Here is a 26,034-nt window from a genome sequence, read left to right on the forward strand (position 1 = left end):
CGCCCCTTCCTTATTACGTAGTGCCCGTTCAACGCATCTCGGGCATCTACCTACATATCTGAGCCCGCAAAGTAGCGAAGGCAGTCATGTACTCGGAGCGACCCGTTGTCGCCGCGGCCATTTTCAGTGCATCCAGCATCGCCAGTTGCTCGCCAAAGCGATCGGCACCTAGATAGATTACCGGTAACGACATGGGATTAAATAATTGTACTGACCACCGCGATTCCGTTGCCAGAAGCAAAGAGACGAGTCGCTCGATCACAAAGACCTTAATTGGCGTGGGGCCACTCGTGTGGTTAATTGTCTGATTCAGTCCGAGACCCAACGGACTGTTATTTTCTTCGGCGCTGTTGAAAATCATTTCCGCCTTGTCGAACCAATATCGCCAGAAGCGGGGTTTGGCCAAAAAATAATTGCAGAATATGGTGTTTCTGGAATCCGTCACGAAAGTATCGAGGTCGACGTCCGGCGCAAGTAGCCGGACACTTTCGACAAACACCGGCCAAGCGTTCCGTTGGCCAGACGCACCTTGTTTGAAGATGTTCGTGAACACCGCACCTGCATCGAAAAACGGCGAAAACGCAACGATGTCGGTTGCCGCGTCGACGGAAGCGAGAAATTGATGGACGTCGCTGGCGCCGAGTCCAGTTTTGGACTTGAATTTGGGAGACAGGAAACCATAAAGCGCGTCATCGTCCATTTCCTGATGGCCAATGAAATTCCTGATTGGCCAGTATTCGCACCAGTCTGGGCGTTGGCCGGAATTATCCAGCGGAATAAACCCGTTATCGAGGGCTAGCCGGGTCTCCTCTGAATAGAAAATCTGATGGATAAATGCCTTTTTCATCTTTCTGGGATCTGGGTTCGAAACGAGTGTTTTTGTGGCTTGGCACGTCCGCGGTATGGCTTACACAGATGCAAGCGAGCGGCTCGACCAAATAAACGGCAGTATAGGTAGCTGTTCCTGTTAGCAGATATGGGGCAATTCCGAAAGTGGAACGGTGAGAAGGTGTTGGCCTCGATCCCTCGACTTCTTCACAGGCGCGCTTTTTGTTCGGCCCGCACCCGCCGCACAGGCGCCCTCGTCTCAATTTGACAAGCCCCCGGCCCTCGCGTACATTCGCCGCACGCGTCGGGAGAGCGTGCTGGCCGCAGAAAATCGCAGGCCGCGCCGCCGAAGGGGCATACCCGCAAACTCTCAGGCAAAAGGACCGACCGCGTCGAAAAACCCGCGTCAAGGCAACATCAAGACATCGGTTTTTCGCACTCTGGAGAGCGGCAGTAGCCGTCTGCGTCGCGTACGTCGAACGTATATCGAGCAGATCCTGGCAAGCTGCCCACCGAAGGGGCGCGCGTTTCAACGTAGCGATCACGACTTCAACATCGCACGGTGGCGCAATCTCTCAGGTATCGAGGACAGAGGGGTCATGCAACGCAATCGCTCGCAGGCATTAGCCGCGAGGCGTAGCGCCGCATGGCCTTTTTTGTTTCGCGAGACGCCTGAGGCCCCATGACCGAACTCAAACACACCCCGCTCAACGCCACCCATCGTGCGCTCAACGCCCGCATGGTCGATTTCGGCGGCTGGGACATGCCCGTCAACTACGGCTCGCAGATCGACGAACACCGCGCCGTGCGCACCGACGCCGGCATGTTCGACGTCTCGCACATGTGCGTCGTCGATTTCACCGGCGAGCGCGTGCGCGCCTTCTTCGAATTCGCGCTGGCCAACAATGTCGCCAAGCTGCAAACGCCGGGCCGCGCGCTCTACTCCTGTCTGCTGAACCCGAATGGCGGTGTGATCGACGATCTGATCGTCTACTACTTCGGCGAAGATCATTTCCGTGTTGTCGTCAATGCCGGCACCGCCGACAAAGACATCGCCTGGTTCGGCCAGCTCAACGCCGAAGGTAGCTTCGGCCTGACCATCACGCCGCGCCGCGATTACGCGATCGTCGCCGTGCAAGGCCCGAATGCCCGCGAAAAAGTCTGGCAAACCGTGCCGGCCGCACGCGCCGCCACCGAAGCCCTGAAGCCGTTCAATGCCGCACGGATCGAAGACACGCCGTTCGGCGAACTCACCGTCGCCCGCACCGGCTACACCGGCGAAGACGGCTTCGAAATCATCGTCCCGGCGGATCACGTCGCAGCGCTCTGGAACGCCCTGCAGGCACAAGGCGTGCGCCCTGCGGGTCTTGGCGCGCGCGACACGCTGCGCCTCGAAGCCGGTATGAACCTGTACGGCCAGGATATGGACGACACCGTCTCGCCGCTCGACGCCGGCCTCGCCTGGACCGTCGATCTGACAACGCCCCGCGACTTCGTCGGCAAAGGCAAGCTCGAAGCCGACGGCTCGCAGGCCGCGTTCGTCGGTCTGATCCTGCTGAAGGAAAACGGCAAGGCAGCAGGCGTGCTGCGTGCTCACCAGAAAGTCGTCACGCCGCAGGGCGAAGGCGAAATCACCAGCGGCACTTTTTCCCCGACGATGCAGGAATCGATCGCCTTTGCGCGCGTGCCGAAAGGCGTGCAGCCGGGCGACACCGTTCACGTCCAGATTCGTGACAAAAACGTTCCCGCAAGCGTGGTAAAACTGCCGTTCGTGCGCAACGGCAAAGTGCTCGCAGTTTAAGCAGCCGGCGCGTGCGTCAGCCCCCTTTTAAGCTTTTAACGAATCACACCGCATAGGAGCATCCGATGAGCATCCCGGCCGATCTGAAATACACCGAATCGCACGAGTGGGTCCGCACCGAAGCGGACGGCACGCTGACGGTCGGCATCACCGACCACGCGCAAGAAGCGCTCGGCGACATCGTCTTCTTCGAAGTCCAGGAACTGGGCAAGACCGTAAGCGCCGGCGACACCGTCGCCGTGATCGAGTCGGTGAAAGCCGCCTCGGACATCTACGCACCGGTTTCGGGCGAAATCATCGAAGCGAATCCGGCCGTCGCCGACACGCCGGATGGCGTCAACAGCGCGCCGTACGACAACTGGCTCTTCAAGATCAAGCCGGCCGCAGACGCATCGCTGGATCGCCTGATCGACGCAGACGCATACTCGAAGTCGATCGGCGCCTGATTCACCGCAAGTTGCACCATTACGTTTAAACCCGACAGGCGCGGCGCGTCCGATTCAACCGTCGAACGGACGCCCGCACCGGCAGGAACACCTCATGAAGCTCGAACACCCGGATCGTCTGATGAACCGCACTCCTCTCTCGCTCGCCGCGCTCGAAGTGCATGATGCCTTCGCGGAACGGCACATCGGCCCGGATTCGGCCGACCAGCATGCCATGCTCGAAGCCCTCGGCTTCGCGTCGCGCGCCGCGCTGATCGACGCCGTCATTCCGAAGACGATCCGCCGCAGCGAAGCACTGCCGCTCGGCCCCTTCGTGCAGCCGAAGAGCGAGGCGGAAGCGCTCGCCGCGCTGCGTGAGCTGGCCGACAAGAACCAGGTGTTCCGCTCGTACATCGGGCAGGGCTACTACAACGCGCACACGCCGGCGGTGATCCTGCGTAACGTGCTGGAAAATCCGGCGTGGTACACCGCGTACACGCCGTATCAGCCGGAAATCTCGCAGGGCCGTCTGGAAGCGCTACTGAATTTCCAGCAAATGATCGTCGACCTGACGGGTCTGGCGATTTCGAACGCTTCGCTGCTCGACGAAGCCACCGCTGCCGCTGAAGCGATGACGCTGCTGCAACGCGTCGGCAAGCCGAAGTCGAACGTGTTCTACGTCGCCGACGACGTGCTGCCGCAAACCATCGAAGTGGTGAAGACGCGCGCCACGCCGGTCGGCATCGAAGTGAAAGTGGGGCCGGCAGCGGAAGCCGCGAACGCGAATGCGTTCGGCGTGCTGCTGCAATACCCGGGCGTGAATGGCGATGTGCGCGACTACCGCGCGCTCGCTGATGCAATCCACGCGGCGGGCGGCCACGTGGTGGTCGCCGCCGACCTGCTCGCGCTGACCGTTTTGACGCCGCCGGGTGAATGGGGCGCGGACGTGGCCGTCGGCAACACGCAGCGTTTCGGTGTGCCGGTCGGTTTCGGCGGCCCGCACGCGGCTTACCTCGCCGTGCGCGACGAATTCAAGCGTCAGATGCCGGGCCGTCTCGTCGGTGTGACCGTCGACGCGCAAGGCAATCCGGCGCTGCGTCTAGCGCTGCAAACGCGTGAGCAACATATCCGCCGCGAGAAGGCGACCTCGAACGTGTGTACCGCGCAGGCGCTGCTCGCGATCATGGCCAGCATGTACGCCGTCTATCACGGCCCGCACGGTCTGAAGACGATCGCGCTGCGTGTGAACCGTATCGCCGCATTGCTCGCAGCCGGCGCGAAGAAGCTCGGCTACACGCTGGTCAACGACACGTTCTTCGACACGCTCACGTTCGAAACCGGTGCACGCACCCAGGCGCTGCATGACGCTGCGACGGCCAAGCGCATCAATCTGCGCCGCGTGAGCGACACGCGCGTCGGCATCTCGATCGACGAAACCACCACGCGCAGCGATCTGGCCGATCTGCTCGCAGCGTTCGCCCAAGCGGCATTTGTCGACGAAGTCCCGCAAATCGACGCCCTCGATGCAGAACTCCCCGCAGAGAGCACCGTGCCGGCCGCGCTCGAACGCACCAGCGCGTACCTCACGCACCACGTGTTCAACCGTCATCATTCTGAAACGGAAATGCTGCGCTATCTGCGCAGCCTGTCGGACAAGGACCTTGCGCTCGACCGCTCGATGATCCCGCTCGGTTCGTGCACGATGAAGCTGAACGCGACCTCGGAAATGCTGCCGGTCACGTGGCCCGAATTCGGTCAGATCCATCCGTTCGCACCGGCTGAGCAAACCGTCGGCTACCGCGAAATGATCGATCAGCTCGAGCAGATGCTGGTCGCGGCCACCGGCTATGCAGCGGTGTCGCTGCAACCGAACGCCGGCTCGCAAGGCGAATACGCGGGTCTGTTGATCATCCACGCTTACCACGCGTCGCGTGGCGAAGGTCACCGCAACGTCTGCCTGATTCCCGCTTCGGCGCATGGCACGAACCCGGCATCGGCGCAAATGGCCGGCATGCAGGTCGTCGTCGTGGCGTGTGACGCGCAAGGCAACGTCGATATCGAAGATCTGAGGAAAAAGGCCGATCAGCACGCCGACAAGCTCGCGGCCATCATGATCACGTACCCGTCCACCCACGGCGTGTTCGAAGCGAACGTGCGCGAAATCTGCGAGATCGTGCATGCGCACGGCGGCCAGGTCTATGTGGACGGCGCGAACATGAATGCCATGGTCGGCCTGTGTGCGCCGGGCCAGTTCGGCGGCGATGTCTCGCACCTGAATCTGCACAAAACCTTCTGCATTCCGCACGGCGGCGGCGGCCCGGGCGTCGGTCCGGTCGCAGTCGGCGCGCATCTCGCGCAATTCCTGCCGAATCAGATTGCATCGGGCTATGAACGCGCGCCGAACGGTATCGGCGCCGTGTCGGGCGCACCGTACGGTTCCGCGTCGATCCTGCCGATTTCGTGGATGTACATCGCGATGATGGGTGCGAAGAACCTCACGGCCGCCACCGAAACCGCGATCCTCAACGCCAACTACGTCGCGAACAAACTCGCGCCGCATTATCCGGTGCTGTATTCGGGCCCGGGCGGACTGGTTGCGCACGAGTGCATTCTCGATCTGCGTCCGCTCAAGGAAACCAGCGGAATTTCGGTCGACGACGTCGCCAAGCGCCTCGCCGACTACGGCTTCCACGCACCGACCATGAGCTTCCCGGTGCCGGGCACGCTGATGGTCGAGCCGACCGAATCGGAATCGAAGGAAGAACTCGACCGCTTCATCGAAGCGATGATCGCAATCCGCGAGGAAATTCGCGCTGTGGAAGAAGGCCGCTCGGATCGCGAAGACAATCCGCTGAAGCACGCACCGCATACGGCAGCGGTGGTCATTGCCAACGACTGGAAGCATGCGTATGCGCGCGAAACCGCCGCGTATCCGCTGCCCACGTTGATCGCGAAGAAGTACTGGCCTCCAGTTGGCCGTGCGGACAACGTGTACGGCGACCGCAATCTGTTCTGCTCCTGCGTGCCGATCGCCGACTACGAGTAAGTCAGCATGGCCGCAAACCGCGCATCGCCTGAAGGTTGTAAGCAGGCGTTGCGCGGTTCTGTCGCTTGTGTCCGCAAACGGCTAACATCACACACCGAATCAGCCAAACGAGGAGTTTCGCATGGCGCGAAAGGTGCGATTGATGCAAAGCCGGACCGAATTGACGCGAACCCAGACGTGGCGGCAAGGGTGCGCGCTGTTGTTGGCTGGCGCAGCCGTGCTGCTGCCGCTGCGGCAGGCACGGGCGGCGATGAATTTTTGTGCGGCGCCCGCGCTGCAAACCAGCGAGCGCACGAATGCCGATCCAGGTGTCAAGGCACTGGTGAGCAATGTGCAGGCACATCTGAACGACCCGCCGCATGCGCTGGCGAAACTGCATACCGAAGGCACGCTGCCGCACGAGGGCATCTACGATCAAAGCGTCGAGGCGGAGAAGGATCTCGATCTGCTGCGCGACGCAGCGCTCGCGTGGCGCGCCAGCAGCGACGACCGTTATCTGAAGCTGGTCGACCGCTTGCTGTATGCGTGGGTCACAACTTATCAGCCGAGCTTTAATCCCATCGACGAAACCCATTTCGAAGGCCTGATCCTCGCCTACGACATGACCGCGAGCGCGCTACCGGTGAAAACGCGCAACGCATCGATGGCGTTCCTGACGAAGCTCGCGAGCGGCTATATCGCGCAGATCGACGCGCAACCGCGGCCGCTCAAGGGCACGTTCAAGAACAATTGGCAGAGCCACCGGATCAAGCTGATCGCGATGGCCGCGTTCACGCTGGATAACCGCAAGATGATCAACGCGGCGCAGCGCCTGTTCGACGAGCATATCGGCGACAACATTGCGCCGGACGGCTCGACGTTCGATTTCGGCGAGCGCGACGCGCTGCACTACGTCACCTACGACTTGCAGCCGCTCGTGACCGCCGCGCTTGCCGCGCGCCGCCACAACCGCAACTGGTTGCCGGAAAAGGGGGCGAATGGCGCCTCACTGGCGGCCGCGCTGAACTGGCTCACGCCGTACGCGGACGGCAGCAAGACGCATGAAGAATTCGTGCATTCGAGCGTTCCGTTCGATGCCAAACGTCGCGAGGCCGGTTTGCCGGGCTATTCGGGTCAATGGGATCCGAAAAACGCGACAGAACTGTTTCACCTGGCGGCGCGTCTCGACGGACGCTATACGCCGATCGCACTGCAGCTCGCACCGACGCCACCCGCGTGGCTCGCCGTGTGTTTACCGCTGCCGGCGCGCTAAACTTACTTTAATCAGCAGGGAGCAGTAAATGGCAGTCAGCGTGTTCGACCTCTTCAAAATCGGCATTGGTCCGTCCAGTTCGCATACGGTCGGGCCGATGCGCGCAGCGCTGATGTTCGCGCAAGGGCTCGAACGCGACGGGCTGCTTGGGGCGACGGCATCGGTGAAAGTGGATCTGTACGGCTCGCTCGGCGCGACCGGCAAAGGGCACGGCACTGATCGCGGCGTGATGCTCGGTTTGATGGGCGACGCGCCAGATACGGTCGATCCGGACACGATCGTGGAACGGCTGGAAGCGGTGAAGGCGTCGCGCAAGCTGGCCCTACTCGGCACGCACGACGTGCCGTTCGTGCAGAAAGATCACATTTCGTTTTATCGCCAGGCGCTGTCCGAGCATCCGAACGGCCTGAAGCTGCGCGCGTTCGATGCACAGGGTGAGACGCTGCGTGAGTCGACGTATCTGTCGGTGGGTGGCGGTTTTGTGGTGACGGCGGGCGCACCCAACACGAAGGTGCTGAGCGCCGTCGAACAATTGCCGCATTCGTTCCGCAGCGGCAACGAATTGCTCGCGCTGTGCAAATCGACCGGCAAGAGCATCGCGCAGTTGATGTGGGAAAACGAGCGCGTCTGGCACACGGAAGAAGAGACGCGTGCAGGCCTGCTGAAGATCTGGGACGTGATGCAATCGTGCGTGTCGCGCGGTTGCGGTATCAATAACCCGGCTGCAGACGGTACGTTGCCCGGTCCGTTCCAGGTGAAGCGCCGCGCGCCGCAGTTGTATCGCGCGTTGTCGAGTAATCCTGAGCTGGCGCTGCGCGATCCGCTTTCGATGGTCGACTGGATCAATCTGTACGCGATCGCCGTGAACGAAGAAAACGCAGCGGGCGGGCGCGTGGTCACGGCGCCGACCAACGGCGCGGCCGGCATCATTCCGGCGGTGCTGCATTACTACACGCGTTTCATGCCGGGCTCGAATCAGCAAGGCGTGATCGACTTCCTGCTAACGGCCGCGGCAATCGGGATTTTGTACAAGCTGAACGCCTCGATTTCTGGCGCGGAAGTGGGCTGCCAGGGTGAAGTCGGCGTGGCCTGTTCGATGGCCGCGGGTGCGCTCGCGGCGGTGATGGGCGGCACGCCTGAGCAAGTCGAGAATGCTGCCGAGATCGGCATGGAGCATAACCTCGGGCTCACGTGCGACCCGGTCGGCGGGATGGTGCAGATTCCGTGTATCGAGCGCAATGCAATGGGCTCGGTGAAAGCCGTGAATGCCGCGCGAATGGCGCTACGCGGCGACGGCACACATTACGTCTCGCTGGATTCTGTGATCAAGACGATGATGCAGACCGGCGCCGATATGAAGACGAAGTACAAGGAAACGTCACGCGGTGGGTTGGCGGTGAATATTGTGGAGTGTTGAACGCCGCGCTCCAAAGCGAATGATGACGCGGGCTTCGGCCCGCGTTTTCGTTTCTGCGTTCGCTATTGGCAGGCGGGGCGGTTGCGCTGCACCGTGACATCGGCCGCGTTGTCAGCGTAAGCTGTCGAAGCGCCCATCGGCGCTTGTCAAGCCGATGCGGCAACATCCGATTGCACCCACGCACCGTCTGGAGGCTTCATCGCAATGTCGCTGCCGAATGCTCCCGTTTCTGCTTCTCCTGCCGCCCAAACCACCGGCGCGCGTCTCGTTGTCGATGCCTTGCTGACGCACGGCGTCGAACGTGTTTTCTGTGTGCCCGGTGAGAGCTTTCTCGCTGTGCTCGATTCGCTGCACGACGAAACGGACCACATCCAGACCATCGTCTGCCGGCACGAAGCAGCAGCCGCGAACATGGCCGAAGCCGTCGGAAAATTGACCGGACGTCCGGGCGTCGCGATCGTGACGCGCGGACCAGGTGCGACGCATGCATCGATCGGCGTGCACACCGCGTTTCAGGACTCGACGCCGATGATCCTTCTAATCGGTCAATGCGCGCGCGAGCATCTCGACCGCGAGGCCTTCCAGGAAATCGACTACCGGCGCATGTTCGGTCAGATGGCGAAATGGGTTGCGCAAATCGACGACCCGAAGCGCATTCCCGAATATTTGAGCCATGCGTTTCACACGGCGACATCGGGGCGGCCGGGGCCGGTCGTGTTGTCGTTGCCGGAAGATGTGTTGAGCGACGCGTGCGAAGCGGTTGCCGGCGCGCCGCGGTATAAGCGTGTGGCGGCGTCGCCGTCCGCGGCGCAGATGGAAGAGTTGCGCCGATTGCTGGAAGCCGCGCAACGACCGATGGTGATTGCCGGCGGCAGTGGTTGGACGCCAGCAGCATGTGCTGACCTGCGACGCTTTGTCGAGAATTGGCAATTGCCGATTGGCCTCGCGTTCCGCTTCCAGGACACGCTCGACAACGAGCATCCGAATTACGCTGGTGACGTCGGCCTCGGTATCAATCCGGCGCTTGCACAACGTATTCGCGATGCGGATCTCCTGCTCACGCTTGGTCCCCGATTGGGCGAAGCAACCACGAATGGCTACACGTTGCTCGACATTCCGAAGACCAAACAAACGCTTGTGCACGTGCATCAAGGCGCGGAAGAACTCGGACGCGTCTATGCGGCGGACTTGCCGATCGTCTCCGGCATGCCAGAACTTGCGGCACTGCTTGCGGCGTTAAAGCCGTCTTCCGAGAAGCTCGCATGGACCGGTGCGGCTGAAGAAGCGCATCGCGCGTATCTCGAGTGGCGCAAACCACGCCCGATTCCCGGCGACGTGCAAATGGGCGAAGTGATCCAGCAGTTGCGCGCGCATCTACCGGACGACGCGATCCTCACAAACGGCGCGGGCAACTACGCTACGTGGCTGCATCGGCATTTCTCGTATCGGCATTTCCGCTCGCAGCTTGCACCGACCAGTGGCGCGATGGGTTACGGCGTACCAGCGGCGATTGCGGCGAAGTCGCTGTATCCGCAACGCGCAGTCGTCGCATTAGCTGGCGATGGCTGTTTCATGATGTCCGCGCAAGAACTCGCGACGGCGATGCAATACGACCTGCATGTGATCTTCATCGTCGTGAACAACAACCACTTCGGCACGATCCGGATGCATCAGGAACGGCACTATCCGAATCGCGTGCACGGTACCGGCCTCACGAATCCGGACTTCGCGGCGTTTGCGAGGTCGTTCGGCGCGCATGGTGAGACGGTGGAGCGGACTGAGGATTTTCTGCCTGCGTTACAGCGCTCGATGGAGGCCAAACGTGCAGCGGTGATCGAGATTCGCATGCCACAGGAGGCGAGCACGCCGGGCGCGACGTTAGAGCAGATTCGGGAGCAGGGGAAGAAGCTCCGAGGGGAGTGATGAAGTTGCCTTGCGGCCGGCATGCATGGTGAAAAGCACACAAGAGAAAGCCCTGCGGTTCAAGTGAACCGCAGGGCTTTTTTGTGCAGCAAGCGCCGCGCCGAAACTGCGCGCGGCACTCACATACTCATGCGAGAAACCGCTTACTTCCCGCCCACGCTCTGCAGCGTCGTCCACTTGCCGTCGACAACCTTGTACAGCGTGATGCCGCCGTTCTTCAGGTCGCCCTTGCCGTCGTACGCGAGGTTCGCTGCCGTCACTGCCGGCATCGAGGTCTTCGCGAGCAGCGGCAGGTACTTGGCCGGATCGGTCGAGTTCGCCTTCTTCATTGCGTCGAACATGGCCATTGCGCCGTCGTAAGCGTACGGCGAGTACGTTTGCACGTCTTCGTTGAAGCGCTTCTTGTACTTCGCAACGTAGTCCTTACCACCCGGCATTTCTTCCAGCGGCAGGCCGGCGAGCGATGCCACCGTGCCGTTCGCCGCGTCACCCGCGAGCTGGATGAACGTCGGCGTATGAACCATTTCGCCGCCCATCAACGGAGCCTTGATGCCCAGTTGCTTCATCTGCTTGACCATCGGTGCTGCCTGCGAATCCGCGCCACCGTAGTACACCATGTCCGGGTTGACCGACTTCAGCTTGGTCAGGATCGACTTGAAGTCCACAGCCTTGTCGTTCGTGTATTCACGATCGACGATCTGGCCGCCCGCTGCCTTCGCCGCCTTTTCGAACTGATCAGCCAGACCCTGGCCGTAAGCCGTACGGTCGTCGACGATCACGATCTTCTTCATGCCCAAGGTCTTCACCGCGAAGGTGCCGGCGACCGAACCTTGCTGCGTATCGGACGTCATCATGCGGAACGTGGTCTTGAAGCCTTGTTGCGTGTACTCAGGCGCCGTCGCCATTGCGATTTCGGGGATGCCCGCGTTCGCGTAGATGCGCGAAGCCGGAATCGTGGTGCCCGAGTTGAAGTGGCCGAGCATGCCCTTGATGCCGTCATCCACCAGCTTTTGTGCAACGGTCGTACCGGTGCGCGGATCAGCCTGGTCGTCGGCCGCATCCAGCACGAAGCGAACCTGCTTGCCGCCGATCATCGGCTTGGTTGCGTTCATGTCTTCCACAGCCAGCGTGATGCCGTTCTGGAAGTCCTTACCGTAGTGCGCCTGCGCGCCCGTCATCGGACCGGCAAAGCCGATCTTCACGTCTTCCGTCGATTGAGCGTTGGCCGTCCCCGCCAGCGACATTGCCGCAACCAGTGCTGCGCCTGCCAGCTGTTTCATCTTGTGTTGCATAGCTTCTCCTTGGTACCAGGTGTGGATGGAGCGGTTTTTCGGGGTCGCCGTACCGCTTCCGTTTTATTGAAGTAATCGATGAGGTTCGCTCAACCGATCGTCATCAAATTCGCATTACCGCCTGCTGCTGCCGTATTCACACTGACCGAGCGTTCCGTCAACAGACGCTCGAGCGCGTAGTCCTCGTCGCCGCTTTCCAGCGCGCGCGCCGCGACGCCCTGCACCGAGACGATCGGCCCCGGACGCTTCGCCACTTCCTTCACGAGCGCCAGCAGTTCGTCGCTATCGCCTTCGAACAGCACCGCGTCGAACGGCGTATCGGCACTCTTCTTCACGCTTGCGTAAGACTTCAACGCGGCAGGCAACTGCGTCACCAATTGTTCACCCGCCGCGCCCTCGAACAACGCGCGATTTCCCGTAGCCAGCGCCGCGGCAAATTGCACACGCGCACCGCTTGCCGTCGAGGCGATACACAGCACCGTGCCGCGCGCGCCCAGCGTGTAGGTATTGCGCTCGCCCGTGGGCCCCGACAATACCGCAGTTGCACCTGCCGGCACATGCGACAGATAACCGTCACATCGTGCCGCCAGCACCGGCTGCTGTTCGCTGATCAGCCAGTCGCGCAGCGCCGTCAAGGCAGCGGACGGATTGTCGCCGCGATTATCCCCGTTCGGGGCGGCTTGCGGCACATCCGCGATCAACGACTGCGCCAGCGACTTCGGCAATCCTGCCGGACGCGTAGCCAGCAGACGCTGCAGATACAGCGCGCCGCCTGCTTTCGGACCCGTGCCCGACAGACCTTCGCCGCCGAACGGCTGAACACCGACCACCGCGCCGATCACGTTGCGGTTCACATAAATGTTGCCGACATGTGCGCGGCTGATCACGTGGGCGATGGTCTCATCGATCCGCGTGTGGATACCGAGCGTCAGGCCGTAACCCGTCGTGCGGATCTGCTCGAGCAGCTTGTCCAGTTGGCTGCGGCGGTAACGCACCACGTGCAGCACCGGGCCGAACACTTCACGCTTCAATTCGTCGATGCTGTCGAGTTCGATCAGCGTCGGCGGCACGAAGGTGCCTTGTGCGCCGCCTTCCGGCATCGGCAGTTGCTCGACCTTGCGGCCTTTCTCGCGCATCGCCGCGACGTGCGCGTCGATGCCGCGCTTCGCGTCGAGGTCGATCACCGGACCGACATCGATGGAGAGGCGGTCCGGATTGCCCACTGATAGTTCGCGCATCGCGCCGGTCAGCATTTCCAGCGTGCGGTCCGCAACATCTTCTTGCAGACAAAGAACGCGCAACGCGGAACATCGTTGACCGGCGGAATCGAACGACGACTGCAGCACGTCCGCGACCACCTGTTCGGCGAGCGCCGACGAATCGACGATCATCGCGTTCTGGCCGCCGGTTTCGGCGATCAGCGGAATCGGCTTGCCTTCCGGGTCGAGGCGGTTCGAGAGCGTCTTGTTGATCAGGCGCGCGACTTCGGTCGAACCGGTGAACATCACCGCGCGGGTGCGCGGATCGGCGACCAGCGCGGCGCCGACCGTTTCGCCGTCGCCCGGCAGCAGTTGCACCGCGCCCGCCGGCACGCCGGCCTCGCGCAGAATACGCACGGCTTGCGCGGCGATCAGGGGCGTTTGTTCAGCCGGCTTCGCGAGCACGGTGTTGCCGGCCGCCAAAGCCGCGGCCACCTGGCCCATGAAAATGGCCAGCGGGAAATTCCACGGGCTGATACAGACCACCGGACCAAGCGGGCGGTGGGTGTCGTTGGAAAATTCGTCGCGGATCTGCGTCGAGTAGTAGCGCAGGAAATCGATCGCTTCACGGATTTCCGCGACCGCGTTCGCCAGCGACTTGCCGGCTTCACGCACCACGAGACCCATCAGCGTATGCATCTGCGCTTCGAGCAGATCAGCGGCACGCGCGAGGCAATCGGCGCGGGCTTCGACTGGCGTGGCTTGCCAGATCGGTGCGGCGGCAACTGCGTGGGCCAAGGCGGCGCTCACATGTTCCGAAGTCGCTTCGACGACCGTACCGACGAGATCGCGATGATCGGCCGGGTTCCGCACATCACGTGCGACGCCCACGGCGATCTCGTTGTCCTCGAGCATCGGCGCGGCGCGCCACGGATGATGCGCGCTCGCCAGCAAGGCCGACGACAGCGAGGCCAGACGATGTTCGTTCGACAGATCGAGGCCCATCGAATTGAGACGCTCTGCGCCAAACAGATTGCGCGGCAGCGGAATCTTCGCGTGCGGCGCGCCGAGCGGGACGATCTTCGCGGCTTCGTCGGCCGGATCGGCAATCAGGTCCTTGATCGCGACGTTTTCATCGGCGATGCGATTCACGAACGACGTGTTCGCGCCGTTTTCCAGCAGACGGCGCACGAGGTACGCGAGCAGCGTTTCATGCGTGCCGACCGGCGCATACACGCGGCACGGACGGTTCAGCTTGTCGCGACCGGTGACTTCCTCGTACAGCGGTTCGCCCATGCCGTGCAGGCACTGGAACTCGTACTGGCCGGGGTAGTAGTTATTGCCTGCGAGGTGATAGATCGCCGACAGCGTGTGCGCGTTGTGCGTGGCGAACTGCGGATAGACCGCGTCCGGCGCGCTGAGCAGCTTCTTCGCGCAGGCAATGTACGACACGTCCGTGTAGATCTTGCGCGTGTAGACCGGATAGCCTTCGAGGCCGTCCACCTGGGCACGCTTGATTTCGGTATCCCAGTACGCGCCCTTCACAAGGCGGACCATGATGCGGTGACGGCTGCGGCGCGCCAGATCGATGATGTATTCGATCACGAACGGGCAGCGCTTCTGGTACGCCTGCACCACAAAACCAATGCCGTTCCAGCCGGCCAGTTCCGGATCGAAACACAGCGCTTCGAGCAGATCGAGCGAGATTTCGAGGCGGTCGGCTTCTTCAGCGTCGATGTTCAGGCCGATGTCGTAGCGGCGCGCGAGGATCGCCAACGCGCGCACGCGCGGCAGCAACTCGCTCATCGTGCGCTCCTGCTGCGAACGCGAATAGCGTGCGTGCAACGCCGACAGTTTGATCGAAATACCCGGGCCTTCGTAAATGCCGCGGCCGCCGGCGGCCTTGCCGATCGCGTGGATCGCCTGTTCGTACGAGGCGTAATAGCGCAGCGCGTCGGCTTCGGTGGTGGCGGCTTCGCCGAGCATGTCGTATGAGTAGCGGAAGCCGCGTGCTTCGTACTTGCGGCTATTCGCCAGCGCTTCGGAGATGTTCTCGCCCGTGACGAACTGCTCGCCCATCAGGCGCATCGCCATGTCAACGCCCTTCCGGATCAGCGGCTCGCCGCCCTTGCCGATCAGACGCGTAAGCGCCGATGAGAGGCTCGCTTCGCTGTTGGTCCCCACCAGTTTGCCGGTGATCATCAAACCCCACGTCGCGGCGTTGACGAACAGCGACGGCGCCTGGCCGACGTGCGACTTCCAGTCGCCCCTGCTGATCTTGTCGCGGATCAGCGCGTCACGCGTGGCGCGATCGGGAATACGCAGCAGCGCTTCGGCGAGACACATCAGCGCCACGCCTTCCTGGCTCGACAGCGAGAATTCGTGGATCAGCCCTTCGACGCCACCGCCTTTGCTCTTCGTACGCAGTGTTTCGACCAGCTTGCCGGCCATGGCTTGCACGTCGCCCGCGAGATTGGCCGGCAGGCGCGCCTGGCCAAGCAGGAACGGCACGCATTCCGGCTCGGGACGGCGATACGCAGCAGTGATCGCCGCACGCAACACCGATTGCGGTTGCACGTTCTGCGCGAATTCCAGGAACGGATGCGATGCACTGTCCTCCTCCTGATCCACCGTGGCGCCGTCGGCCAGATCGGCAGAGCCGGTGTGCCCCGACAATTCAGGCGGCAATTGGCCGTGCTCGATCTTTTCGAGGTACGCGAAGATCGCCTGCTTGATCAGCCAGTGCGGAGTGCGTTCGAGGCGAGTGGCGGCATCTTTCAGCCGGGAACGCAGGAGGTCGTCGACCTTGACGCCAAGGGTGGTGCTAGCCATGTTTCCTTCTTCGGATACCAGACTAAATTGCTGGCGAAAGACTAAAAGTTGAGCGAATCGTACGCCTCCCAATAAAAAGGTGCAACCATGCACCGTGCATGGTTGCACCTTCGAGAAAGCCTTCTACGGCGGGGGTTTGCGCCGGATGGCGCTGCGCGTGGCGACGGCGGTTGCGATCAGTACTTTCCCTGGCGTGATTCTTTTTGCATTTACCCTTATCAGATTGCTCGACGCGCCGTTATACAGAACATGGATGATCGCGGCCGCAAGGCACGCACATAAAAAACGGTACGGGGTTTTAGAGGACTGGTGAAATGGAAAAGTGGTTAGTGATTCTGGGCATCTGGGCGATGTGTGCGGCGTGCGCTGTGCTCTTCATTCGTGGCGCGACGGGCGGCTCTTCGAGCCGGCGCAAGTCCGAGGAGGGACGTGCGCGCCCCGCATCGCGTGCATCGGCGGGCGATACGCGAGCGGCATTGAACGATTGAGTCGCTGAATCCCGCGACTCGCGACAAACACAGCGACGCCAGTCTCGAACGACACCGCGAGTAGTGAATGTGAGCCGCCCGGTTCAAGCGGCGGCGACGCAAACTCGCGCGTCAGCAGTTCGGGATCGGTTTGAACTGAGCGCAAGTGTCGTCAGGCGAAACGAGCTGGTCGTGCAGTCGGCATAGCCGGCTCCCCGCCACGCTCGCGCCAAACCCGGAACCGAATACGGCGAGGCCCGGAATGCTTTGCTCCAGCGAATGCCGATTCTCGGCGCGGTACCGGCAGCTTGCACAGCACGGCGCACACGCATCGAAGCGTGCGTGGGCCGTGCCGGCAATGAGGACGGCCTCGCTCATCACGAGCCCTGTCCCAGGCTATTCCAGTACGGTGCGAACACGTGCGCGGACAGCGCGTAGCCGATGGCGATATTGACCGCAACGCCCGCCGTAAAGGCCAGGAACGGCTTCACACCCGTGGCCGAAAGCGCGCGCAGGCGTGTGGTCAATCCGATGCTCAGAAAACAGAACGTGAAGGCCCATGTGCGCAGCGCGGCGATCGGCGCGACGAATTCGGGCGTGACGACCTTGCGGTAATCGGCCAACGAGTAGTGACTGGCGATCCACGTCACCAACGCCGACGCGATCACAAAGCCGATCACGAATTTCGGAAAGCGCGCCCAGATATCGCCCACATTGGCTTTGGCCTCGACGCCGCTGTCCTGCGATTCCCAGCGCGTGGTCGCGACAATTGCCAGCACGAACGCCCAGATGCCGATCCAGATGTCGCGGCCCACCACCTTCATCAGCGTGAACGCCTGCAGTGACGCCTCAGGGGCGCCGGCAATCACCCCGCCCGCGTGCTTCGCGAAGTCGCCGTAGGCTTGAGCGGCGGCAATGCCCGCGGCGTCAGCGAATTCTGAGGTGCCGATCCATGCGCCGGCTACCGCCGTCGATAGTCCAAGTGAGCGCGATACGAACGGCAGCACGAAGATCATCACGATTGCCCACAGCACGACCAGCGTGATCGCCATCGACGCCTGCTCGCGCTTGGCGCGCACCGCGCCGGCAATCGCAATCGCCGCCGAAACGCCGCACACCGCGCCACCCACGCCGAGCACGGCCGCAAAACGCCGGTCGAGGCCAAGCGCCTTGCCGGCAAAGAAGATCACAAAAAACGTCACGAGCGAGACGATGCTCGCCTGTCCCACCGCGACTGGCCCCGCCCACACCAGCAGGGTGAACGGCAGCGTCGCGCCGAGCAGCACGATGCCAACCTTGATGTAAAACTCCACCCGCAATCCGGCGGAAAACCACGCCGGCAGCACAGCCACGTTCGAGATCAACAGGCCGAGTGCCAGCGCCACCAGCGGCGGTTCGAGGTTGTACTTCGACGCATTGACCCACGCGCCCAGTGTAAAGATCAGCGCCGACACGACGAACAGGATAAAAAACGCCGCCAGGAAAGCACTGACCCGCTGCTTTAACGCGGCGAGGCTCACGCCGAACAGCACGGCGAACACGATGAACAGCGCGACGTAGTTCGGAAGATGCTTGCCGATGTCTTGCGCGACTTGCGCCACGCTTGACCATTTAGCCGGTGCAACCGCCAGCCACTTGATGCTGCTGCCCGAGGCGAACAGCCCCCAGGCAATCACGATCACCAACAGGCCTATCCAGACGGCCCACCAGTCTTCAGTGGAAAACAGGCCGCCGCCGTGTGCGCTATGGCCGCTGCGGTGTTTGCCGGGCGCTGCGCCAGTCGGCAGGGTTTGATTGGTATCGCTCATCGCCATGCCCCGAGTCAGTTGAGGTGCATCGGCGCGGGAATGTTCGGGTTTTGCTTTTGCATGCGCCGATTCGGCGAAATATAGGCGAGCGGCGGCGCAAAGCGAAACGACCATTCGCTCTATGAATATGACTCAAAGAAGTACCGCCCCGAATGGCGCGGCGAGCGGTGTCAGATGTCGAGCGGATCGACTTCGAGATTCCAGCGCAGCACGCCTTTCAACCCGCGCAACATAGGCTGCCACGCGCGCAAAGTAGCCTGCAACGCGGCCCGCGACGCGCTCTCAATCAGCAATTGCGCACGATGCACGTGCATCACTTTGACAATGGTGAGCGGCACGGCGTCATAAACCGTCACGCGCGCGGCGGCCGGAATCTCCGTCAGCGCGGCGGCGGCCTGCTGCAGGAAGGCGATCGCGGCTTCGAGCGTGCGGCCTTCAGCGCGCAGCAAGGCCTGATAGACGAACGGCGGCAGATGCGCGTCGCGCCGCTCGGCGAGCGTCGAATTGGCAAAGCCGACGTAGTCATGCCGCCCCAGCGCGTGATACAGCGCATGGCGCGGGTAACGCGTCTGCACCAGCACTTCGCCCGGCAAAGCGGCGCGGCCCGCGCGGCCACTCACCTGCATCAATTGCGCAAAGAGGCGTTCGCTCGCGCGGAAGTCGTGCGAAAACAAGGCAGTGTCGGCATTCAGGACACCGACCAGCGATACCCGCTGGAAATCATGGCCCTTCGCAATCATCTGCGTGCCGACGAGGATGTCGACCTCGCCTGCGTGGACGTCGGAGAACAGCGCCTGCGCGCTGCCTTTGCGGCGCGTGCTGTCGGCGTCGATACGCAGCACCCGGGCGCCGGGTACAGCGCTCGCCAGCGTTTCTTCGACGCGCTGCGTGCCGCGTCCCATCGGGGCGATGTCGACATTGCCGCACTCCGGGCACGAGCGCGGAATGCGCGATTCCCAGCCGCAGTGGTGGCAGCGCAGCGCGCGCTCGGGTTTGTGCAACACGACGTAGGCACTGCACCGCGGACAGCCGGCCACCCAGCCGCAGGCATCGCAGGCGAGCTGCGGTGCGTAACCGCGCCGGTTGAGGAAGACGAGACTCTGCTCACCGCGCTCGAGCCGCGCCTTCAAGGCCGCGATCAACGGCCCGGACAATCCTTCCACCGAGGCCCGCCCACGCCGCCGCTCTTCTTCAAGATCGATCAGCTTGACGGTCGGCAGGACGGCCTCGGCAACTGCACGGCGCGACAGGGTTAGACGCTTATAGCGCCCCTGATCCGCCTGCCACCAGCTTTCCAGCGAGGGCGTGGCCGAGCCGAGCACAACCGGCAAACCGAGTTGCTTGGCGCGGTAGATCGCCAGATCGCGCGCCGAGTAGCGCAGGCCTTCCTGTTGCTTGTAGGCCGGATCGTGTTCCTCGTCGACCACGATGATCGCGAGTTTCGGCAGCGAGGCAAGCACCGCGAGCCGCGTGCCGAGCACAATGCGCGCGCGCCCGGTGTGTGCGGCAAACCAGTTGCGGGCCCGTTCGCCTTCCGCAAGACCGCTGTGCAGCGTGACGATCGACGTACCTTCGAGCGCGGCAAAGCGCGCGCGGAAGGCCGACTCGAACTGCGGCGTCAGATTGATTTCGGGGACGAGGACGAGTGCCTGCGCGTCGGGCTTCGCCGCCAGAATCTCGGCGAGCGCGCGCAGATACACCTCAGTCTTGCCGCTGCCCGTCACGCCATGCAGCAGAAACGGCGCGAAGCCGTTCGCGTCGCGGATCGCTTCGACTGCGGCCGCCTGTTCACCGGTGAGCGTGGGTAAGACGGGTGCGGGCGTATCCGGCGATGCGGGGGTGGCAAGCACCTCGGCGGCTTCGATCACCTCCAGCGCAATCCAGCCTTCGGCTTGCCATGCCTCCAGGCTTGCAATGGCCTTGGGGTGGAGTGCGCGAGCGTCGGCGGCGAGCAGAAATTCGGCCCCGGCAAGAGCCGAGGCAAGCTTGCGCAACGCGCTGGCGCGCGCAGGCAACGTGTCCGGCAACGCGGCGCGACCCGTCGCCGTCAGGCTGTAGCGCTCTTCCGGTGCGAACAGGCGCGACCACCGCGAGGCGTCACGCAGGGCTTGCGGCAATGCGGGCAGGGCTACTTCCCCAAGGCCGCGTTGATAGTAGTCGGCAGCGAAGGCCGCTAACGCCAGCCATTCGGCCGACACGGGCGGACAAGCCGTACAGACAGTGTTCACCGCCCGCAGGCGGTCAGCGGGCACGTCACTGTGAGTGGTCACTTCACATACGAGCCCTACCACGTGCCGCTTGCCGAACGGCACGCTCACCAGCATGCCCGGCGCGACCTGCTGGGGTGTGTCGCAGCGGTAGTCGAACAAAGTCGGCAGCGGATGATCCAGCGCGACGCGGACGAACACTTCACTCACGCGGCGGTGTGGATCAGGTCAATGGATGCGGCACGATGCCGCGTCACAGCACACATTGAGCAAACGGCGAATCCATCGAAGTTAAAGTAAAACTTCAATTTCGGCGCTAAGTTTTGGATTCGGCTGAACAATTGCAATCGGTCCGCTTGCCTGTGGATAACTTTGTTAAGAACTTCGCTCGAATGGCCCAGGAACCGCGCCACAGCGGCCTTCTGTGGGATTCCGCACATTTTCCCGTGAACCCGTGAAACCCTTGCCAGACAAGGCTTAGATCAAATGCGCCGCCAATGTGCAAGGGCTGGGGCACGACGAAAGCTTCTACCGCGCCGCAGCGTGATCAATGTGCATAAGTCAAGTCTTGACTTTCGCAAGACCGCCATCTGACGGCCCGCTGACTGCAATTATTCCCTTAGATCGAGAGCCCAGTTCGCTGCGTTGCAGCAAAAATGACGCCGGCGACGGTGTCAGGTTGGTGCATGCGCGCCGCTGCGAATCGCGCGGCTATGACGATGAACTTCGTCGACGAGTTCGGCAACATGCTCCGGCGGCGTGAACTGTGAAATCCCATGGCCGAGATTGAAGACATGACCGGGATGATTCCCGAAGCTGTCGAGCACGGCGCGCGCCTCCATACGGATCGAAGCCGGCGGCGCAAACAGCACCGAAGGATCGATATTGCCCTGCAGCGCCACTTTGCTACCCACGCGCTCGCGCGCTCGGCCCAGGTTCACGGTCCAGTCGAGACCGACCGCATCCACGCCGGAATTGGCGATCTCGTCGAGCCACAACCCGCCGCCCTTCGTGAAGGTGATCACCGGCACTTTTTCGCCGTCGTGATCACGTTTCAACTGACTCACAACCTGCTGGATGTACTGCAACGAGAAGCGTTGGTAGACGCCGTCCGCGAGCGCCCCACCCCACGTGTCGAAAATCATCACGGCTTGCGCGCCGGCTTCGATCTGCGCGTTCAGATAGGCCGCAACCGACTTCGCGTTGACGTCGAGAATCCGGTGCATCAGGTCCGGGCGCGCGTACAGCATCGATTTGACCGTGCGGAAATCCGCTGACCCGCCGCCTTCGACCATGTAGCACGCCAATGTCCACGGGCTGCCTGAAAACCCGATCAGCGGCACGCGCTGACGGCCTTGCGCGTCGGTGAGCGCGGTGCGGATTTCGCGCACTGCGTCAGTCACGTAGCGCAGCGTGGCGTCGATATCCGGTACGGCGAGGCGCGCCACGTCGTCTTCCGTGCGGACCGGCCGCGCGAATTTCGGGCCCTCGCCATTGACGAACTCGAGACCCAGACCCATGGCGTCCGGCACCGTCAGGATGTCGGAGAACAGGATTGCGGCGTCGAGCGGATAGCGATCGAGCGGCTGCAGCGTGACCTCTGTTGCGTACGCCGGGTTCTTCGCCAGACCGAGAAAACTGCCCGCACGACCTCGCGTGGCGTTGTATTCCGGCAGGTAGCGGCCCGCCTGCCGCATCAGCCAGATCGGCGTGTAGTCGGTCGGCTGGCGCAGCAGCGCGCGCAGGAAAGTGTCGTTCAGGAGTTTATGGGCCACGTTGCGTACGACTCAGAGCAAAGGAGTATTTTACCGGACCCGGCTCGCCATATCGCGCTTGATGCAGGCAATAACTCTCACGCACCTTGCTTGCGGTTGGCGTTTTGGCTGACCTGTGCAGCGTCGTGGCTTAGCTGTACGGCCAATGTTCAAGCGCGAATTGCCGGGCTATCATCCGACGGCCTTACCAAATAATTACGCGCGATCAAGGAGAGACGATGAATAAGGCAGCACTCGCACTGCTCGGCGTTCTGGCCGGTGTTTTCATGCATGCAGGCGTGGCCCAGGCACAGACCAGCGCCACCGCCGCAACGCCCTCGCGGCTCGACGACATCCTCGCGCGCGGCACGCTGCGCGCCTGCACGACCGGCGACTACAAGCCGTATTCGTTTTACAAGGCAGACGGCCAGTTCGAAGGCATCGATATCGACATGACCGAGTCGCTTGCCAAATCGCTTGGCGTGAAGGCCGAATTCGTCAAAACGTCGTGGCCGAACCTGATGAACGACTTTGTCGCGAAATGCGATATCGGCGTGGGCGGTGTTTCGCCGACACTCGAGCGCCAGAAGCGCGCGTTTTTCACTCAGGCGTACATGATCGACGGCAAAACGCCGATCGTCCGGTGTGACGACGTCAACAAATACCAGACCGTGTCTCAGATAGATCAACCGGCGACCCGCGTGATCGTCAATCCGGGCGGCACCAACGAGCGATTCGCCAAACAGTATTTCGCGCACGCAAACCTGACCGTCTATCCGGACAACGTGACGATCTTCAAACAGATCCTCGCCGGCAAGGCCGACGTCATGGTGACGGATGCGTCGGAGACCTTGCTACAGCAAAAGCTAAATCCGGGTCTTTGCTCAGTGCATCCGGATAAGCCTTTCCAGTATGGTGAGAAGGCCTGGTTGCTGCCGCGCGGCGACGTGGCGTTCCAGCAATACGTCGATCAGTGGTTGCACCTTGCACGAGCGACCGGCGAATATCAGGCGATCTCGGATAAGTGGCTGAAATAAGGGTCGCGTGATGCGGCCCTCGTCGCGTCAAGTCGGAAAAGTCCGCCGGTTTGATCGATTAATAGGTTCGCATTGCTGACACAATCGTGTAACCGGCCCCCAAGGTGTTAAGCAAAAACTGAACAATGCGGTTGAGCGGGGGCCAACGAGTCGGTCCCTTGCGAATCTTTCCGGCGCATGTGGGGTGTTGCAGCGCAGCGCACGTATTTGTCCGTGAACGGATGGCTTCGGCACGTTGGAGAAACGCCTGTAACACAACCGGTCCGCCTCAAAAGGATGAGCATGCAACCATTTCATGCGGAATCGACTGAATGGATTACGCTGCGGTATGCGTCACGAATGGCATCAATCAGGCGTATGAAATTGCCCAATAGTCATCGGTAAAAATTACGTTTAATACGTTTCAAATTGGAAATAAATCCCGCCGCGCCTTATCTGGCGGGCGTTACAACCTGAAACACTTTGTTACCGCGCTCGTAGGTTAATTCGCCCACAATGCCCTCAACGGTTTCAACACGGATGTGGCTGGGTGCGTGGTGTGAGCGGATACAATGCACTTGCCGGTCGGCGTATGCCGAAGCCCTGTGAAGGGGCATCCCTGCTGGGGCCGTAGTCGACGTAGGGTCGTCGTCTCAGTTGGTTCCAACTTTGGTCTCCTCGCGCTAACCCCGTAGCGTGTGGTTTTTAGCGGGCTCCAGGCCCGCTTTTTTTTCGTCCGGTCAAACGTTTGCGAGCTTCTTGGCGGGGCGATCTGGCGGCTTTCCAGCCGCGTGTTTCCCGCGCACTAGCCCCTTCCACAGCAAACGGTTTTCCCCAAAATGTCGGCCGGCGTCGCGCGAATCTTCGGGCGGCGCCGAACCAGCATGGCCGTCAGGCCGTCTTGTCTTCCTGTATCCTCAATTCGCTGATCATCTGTTCGCGCATCACGAATTTCTGCACTTTGCCGGTCACCGTCATGGGCAATTCGTCGACGAAGCGGATGTATTTCGGCACCTTGTAGTGCGCGATCTGGCCCTGGCAGAATTGCTGGATTTCCTCCGCTGTGGCCTGCTCCCCTGAGCGCAATACGATCCACGCACACACTTCCTCGCCGTACTTCGCGTCGGGTACGCCGAACACCTGCACGCTCTGGATTTTCGGATGGCGGAACAGAAATTCTTCGATCTCACGCGGGTAGATGTTTTCACCACCCCGAATCAGCATGTCCTTCAGGCGGCCGACGATGTTGCAGTAGCCTTCGGCATCGAGCGTCGCCAGATCGCCGGTATGCATCCAGCCGTCGACGATGCTTTCCCGCGTTTTCGCTTCGTCGCCCCAGTAGCCTTGCATCACCGAATAGCCCTTGGTGCACAATTCGCCCGTTTCCCCCACCGGCACGATATTGCCTAGCGGATCGACGATCTTCACCTCCAGATGCGGCTGGATACGGCCAACTGTCGTGGTGCGCTTGTCGAGCGGGTCGGCGGTCGAACTCTGGAAGGACACCGGGCTCGTTTCCGTCATGCCATAAGCAATGGTGATCTCGTTCAGATGCATTCTCGAGACGACCTTCTTCATCGTCTCGATCGGGCACGGCGAGCCAGCCATGATGCCCGTGCGTAAACGCGAAAGGTCGGAGCTGCCAAAGCTCGGATGATCGAGTTCGGCGATGAACATGGTCGGTACACCGTGCAGTGCGGTGCACTGCTCTTCGGCGACAGCCGCGAGCGTCGCAGCCGGGTCGAAGCCCTCGCCCGGGAACACCATATTCGCGCCGACCGACACGCACGCCAACACCGCCAGCACCATCCCGAAGCAGTGATAGAGCGGGACGGGAATGCACAAGCCGTCCTGTTCCGTTAGACGCATCGCCATCGCGATATAGCGCGCATTGTTGACGACATTGCTATGCGTCAGGGTCGCGCCCTTCGGATTGCCCGTCGTGCCGCTGGTGAACTGAATGTTGATCGGTTCATGGCAGGACAGCGTCGCGCCGATGGCATCGAGCTTCGCGACGTCGAGCGTTGCGCGGCCCTGCTCGATCACCTCGGAGAAGGTCAGCATGCCGGGCGTTTCGGTATCGCACATGCGAATCACGCAGCGTAGATCCGGCAAGCGAGCGGCGTGCAAGTCGCCCGGATTGTGCGTCGCGAGTTCCGGCGCGAGCTCCTGCAGCATCTCAAGGTACATCGACGATTTGAAACGCTCGGCCGCGACGATCGCCTTGCAGCTGACCTTATTCAACGCGTACTCGAGTTCCGCGAGCCGGTAAGCCGGATTGATGTTGACCAGCACTGCGCCGATGCGCGCGGTGGCGAACTGCGTGAGCAGCCACTCGACGCGATTCGGCGACCAGATGCCGACACGGTCGCCCTTCACGATGCCGAGCGCGAGAAGCCCGGACGCCAGCACGTCGATTTCTTCGGCGAACTCCTTCCACGTCCAGCGAATGCCCTGCTCGCGAAATACCACGGCCGGGCGGTCAGGGAAGCGCGCAGCGATGTCGCGCAGAAATTGGCCGACCGGCGCTTCGCTCAAGGGATTCTCTGTCGACCCGCGGACATACGACAGGTTGTCTTGGGGTTCGATGAGTGCTCCTACGCCTGACACGTGCGTTGCCATGGTGTTGTCTCCGAGAGCGGAAGCTCGCCCAGTCTATTGAAATGAATTTGAAATTGATTGTGCCACCGGCTTATGTCCGGACGGCATCAAGTGTTACCCGCAGCGCATTGATGGATCGCTGCAGCGGCATGCTATGAACGTGAAT

At 62.1% G+C, this 26,034-nt stretch carries 15 protein-coding genes and 2 riboswitches; of the genes, 8 read left to right on the forward strand and 7 right to left on the reverse strand.

What is annotated here, in order from left to right; translation table 11 throughout:
- Nucleotides 1–46 precede the first annotated feature (46 nt).
- Nucleotides 47–847 (reverse strand): hypothetical protein, encoded by an 801-nt coding sequence (locus KHO23_RS19475; RefSeq protein WP_211612887.1) that lies wholly within the window; start codon nucleotides 845–847, stop codon nucleotides 47–49.
- Nucleotides 848–1,123: 276 nt separating this feature from the next.
- Nucleotides 1,124–1,224: riboswitch (glycine riboswitch) on the forward strand.
- Nucleotides 1,225–1,258: 34 nt separating this feature from the next.
- Nucleotides 1,259–1,430: riboswitch (glycine riboswitch) on the forward strand.
- Between the two features lie 80 nt (nucleotides 1,431–1,510).
- Here KHO23_RS19475 and gcvT point away from each other — a divergent pair.
- From gcvT to KHO23_RS19505, 6 genes are all read left to right on the forward strand, one after another.
- The gene (gcvT, locus tag KHO23_RS19480; RefSeq protein ID WP_211612888.1) at nucleotides 1,511–2,629 is read left to right on the forward strand and encodes a glycine cleavage system aminomethyltransferase GcvT; all 1,119 of its coding nucleotides are present in this window, start codon (nucleotides 1,511–1,513) and stop codon (nucleotides 2,627–2,629) included.
- Nucleotides 2,630–2,694: 65 nt separating this feature from the next.
- The gene (gcvH, locus tag KHO23_RS19485; RefSeq protein ID WP_211612889.1) at nucleotides 2,695–3,075 is read left to right on the forward strand and encodes a glycine cleavage system protein GcvH; all 381 of its coding nucleotides are present in this window, start codon (nucleotides 2,695–2,697) and stop codon (nucleotides 3,073–3,075) included.
- 94 nt (nucleotides 3,076–3,169) lie between these two features.
- Nucleotides 3,170–6,100 carry an aminomethyl-transferring glycine dehydrogenase gene (gene gcvP, locus KHO23_RS19490; RefSeq protein ID WP_211612890.1) on the forward strand — a complete coding sequence of 977 codons (2,931 nt, stop codon included), beginning with the start codon at nucleotides 3,170–3,172 and terminating at the stop codon, nucleotides 6,098–6,100.
- Nucleotides 6,101–6,221: 121 nt separating this feature from the next.
- Nucleotides 6,222–7,352, forward strand: a complete 1,131-nt coding sequence (locus tag KHO23_RS19495; RefSeq protein ID WP_211612891.1) for an alginate lyase family protein — start codon at nucleotides 6,222–6,224, stop codon at nucleotides 7,350–7,352.
- A 28-nt stretch (nucleotides 7,353–7,380) separates the two neighbouring features.
- Nucleotides 7,381–8,769: an L-serine ammonia-lyase gene (locus tag KHO23_RS19500; RefSeq protein WP_211612892.1), complete on the forward strand. Its 1,389-nt coding sequence runs from the start codon at nucleotides 7,381–7,383 to the stop codon at nucleotides 8,767–8,769.
- A gap of 204 nt (nucleotides 8,770–8,973) precedes the next feature.
- Nucleotides 8,974–10,692, forward strand: a complete 1,719-nt coding sequence (locus KHO23_RS19505; protein WP_211612893.1) for a thiamine pyrophosphate-binding protein — start codon at nucleotides 8,974–8,976, stop codon at nucleotides 10,690–10,692.
- A 143-nt stretch (nucleotides 10,693–10,835) separates the two neighbouring features.
- On the opposite strand, the gene KHO23_RS19510 is transcribed toward KHO23_RS19505, so the two are convergent.
- On the reverse strand, nucleotides 10,836–11,984 hold the full coding sequence (locus tag KHO23_RS19510; protein ID WP_211612894.1) for a branched-chain amino acid ABC transporter substrate-binding protein: 1,149 nt from the start codon (nucleotides 11,982–11,984) through the stop codon (nucleotides 10,836–10,838).
- 89 nt (nucleotides 11,985–12,073) lie between these two features.
- Complete coding sequence (gene putA / locus KHO23_RS19515) at nucleotides 12,074–16,015, reverse strand: trifunctional transcriptional regulator/proline dehydrogenase/L-glutamate gamma-semialdehyde dehydrogenase (RefSeq protein ID WP_211612895.1); 3,942 nt, start codon at nucleotides 16,013–16,015, stop codon at nucleotides 12,074–12,076.
- Nucleotides 16,016–16,329: 314 nt separating this feature from the next.
- Here putA and KHO23_RS19520 point away from each other — a divergent pair, with 314 nt between their 5' ends.
- Complete coding sequence (locus KHO23_RS19520) at nucleotides 16,330–16,503, forward strand: hypothetical protein (RefSeq protein WP_211612896.1); 174 nt, start codon at nucleotides 16,330–16,332, stop codon at nucleotides 16,501–16,503.
- Between the two features lie 356 nt (nucleotides 16,504–16,859).
- On the opposite strand, the gene KHO23_RS19525 is transcribed toward KHO23_RS19520, so the two are convergent.
- The 3 genes from KHO23_RS19525 to hemE all read right to left on the reverse strand — a co-directional run bounded on the left by KHO23_RS19525 (nucleotide 16,860) and on the right by hemE (nucleotide 22,272).
- Nucleotides 16,860–18,290 carry a YeiH family protein gene (locus KHO23_RS19525; RefSeq protein WP_211612897.1) on the reverse strand — a complete coding sequence of 477 codons (1,431 nt, stop codon included), beginning with the start codon at nucleotides 18,288–18,290 and terminating at the stop codon, nucleotides 16,860–16,862.
- Between the two features lie 170 nt (nucleotides 18,291–18,460).
- Nucleotides 18,461–20,707 (reverse strand): primosomal protein N', encoded by a 2,247-nt coding sequence (locus KHO23_RS19530; RefSeq protein WP_211612898.1) that lies wholly within the window; start codon nucleotides 20,705–20,707, stop codon nucleotides 18,461–18,463.
- Between the two features lie 464 nt (nucleotides 20,708–21,171).
- Nucleotides 21,172–22,272 carry a uroporphyrinogen decarboxylase gene (hemE, locus tag KHO23_RS19535; RefSeq protein WP_211612899.1) on the reverse strand — a complete coding sequence of 367 codons (1,101 nt, stop codon included), beginning with the start codon at nucleotides 22,270–22,272 and terminating at the stop codon, nucleotides 21,172–21,174.
- 218 nt (nucleotides 22,273–22,490) lie between these two features.
- On the opposite strand from hemE, the gene KHO23_RS19540 reads away from it, so the two are divergent.
- Complete coding sequence (locus KHO23_RS19540) at nucleotides 22,491–23,288, forward strand: transporter substrate-binding domain-containing protein (protein ID WP_211612900.1); 798 nt, start codon at nucleotides 22,491–22,493, stop codon at nucleotides 23,286–23,288.
- 870 nt (nucleotides 23,289–24,158) lie between these two features.
- On the opposite strand, the gene KHO23_RS19545 is transcribed toward KHO23_RS19540, so the two are convergent.
- Nucleotides 24,159–25,889 (reverse strand): AMP-binding protein, encoded by a 1,731-nt coding sequence (locus KHO23_RS19545; protein ID WP_211612901.1) that lies wholly within the window; start codon nucleotides 25,887–25,889, stop codon nucleotides 24,159–24,161.
- Nucleotides 25,890–26,034: the final 145 nt, after the last annotated feature.

Origin of the sequence: Paraburkholderia haematera (assembly GCF_905220975.1) — a bacterium.
Taxonomy (GTDB): domain Bacteria; phylum Pseudomonadota; class Gammaproteobacteria; order Burkholderiales; family Burkholderiaceae; genus Paraburkholderia; species Paraburkholderia haematera.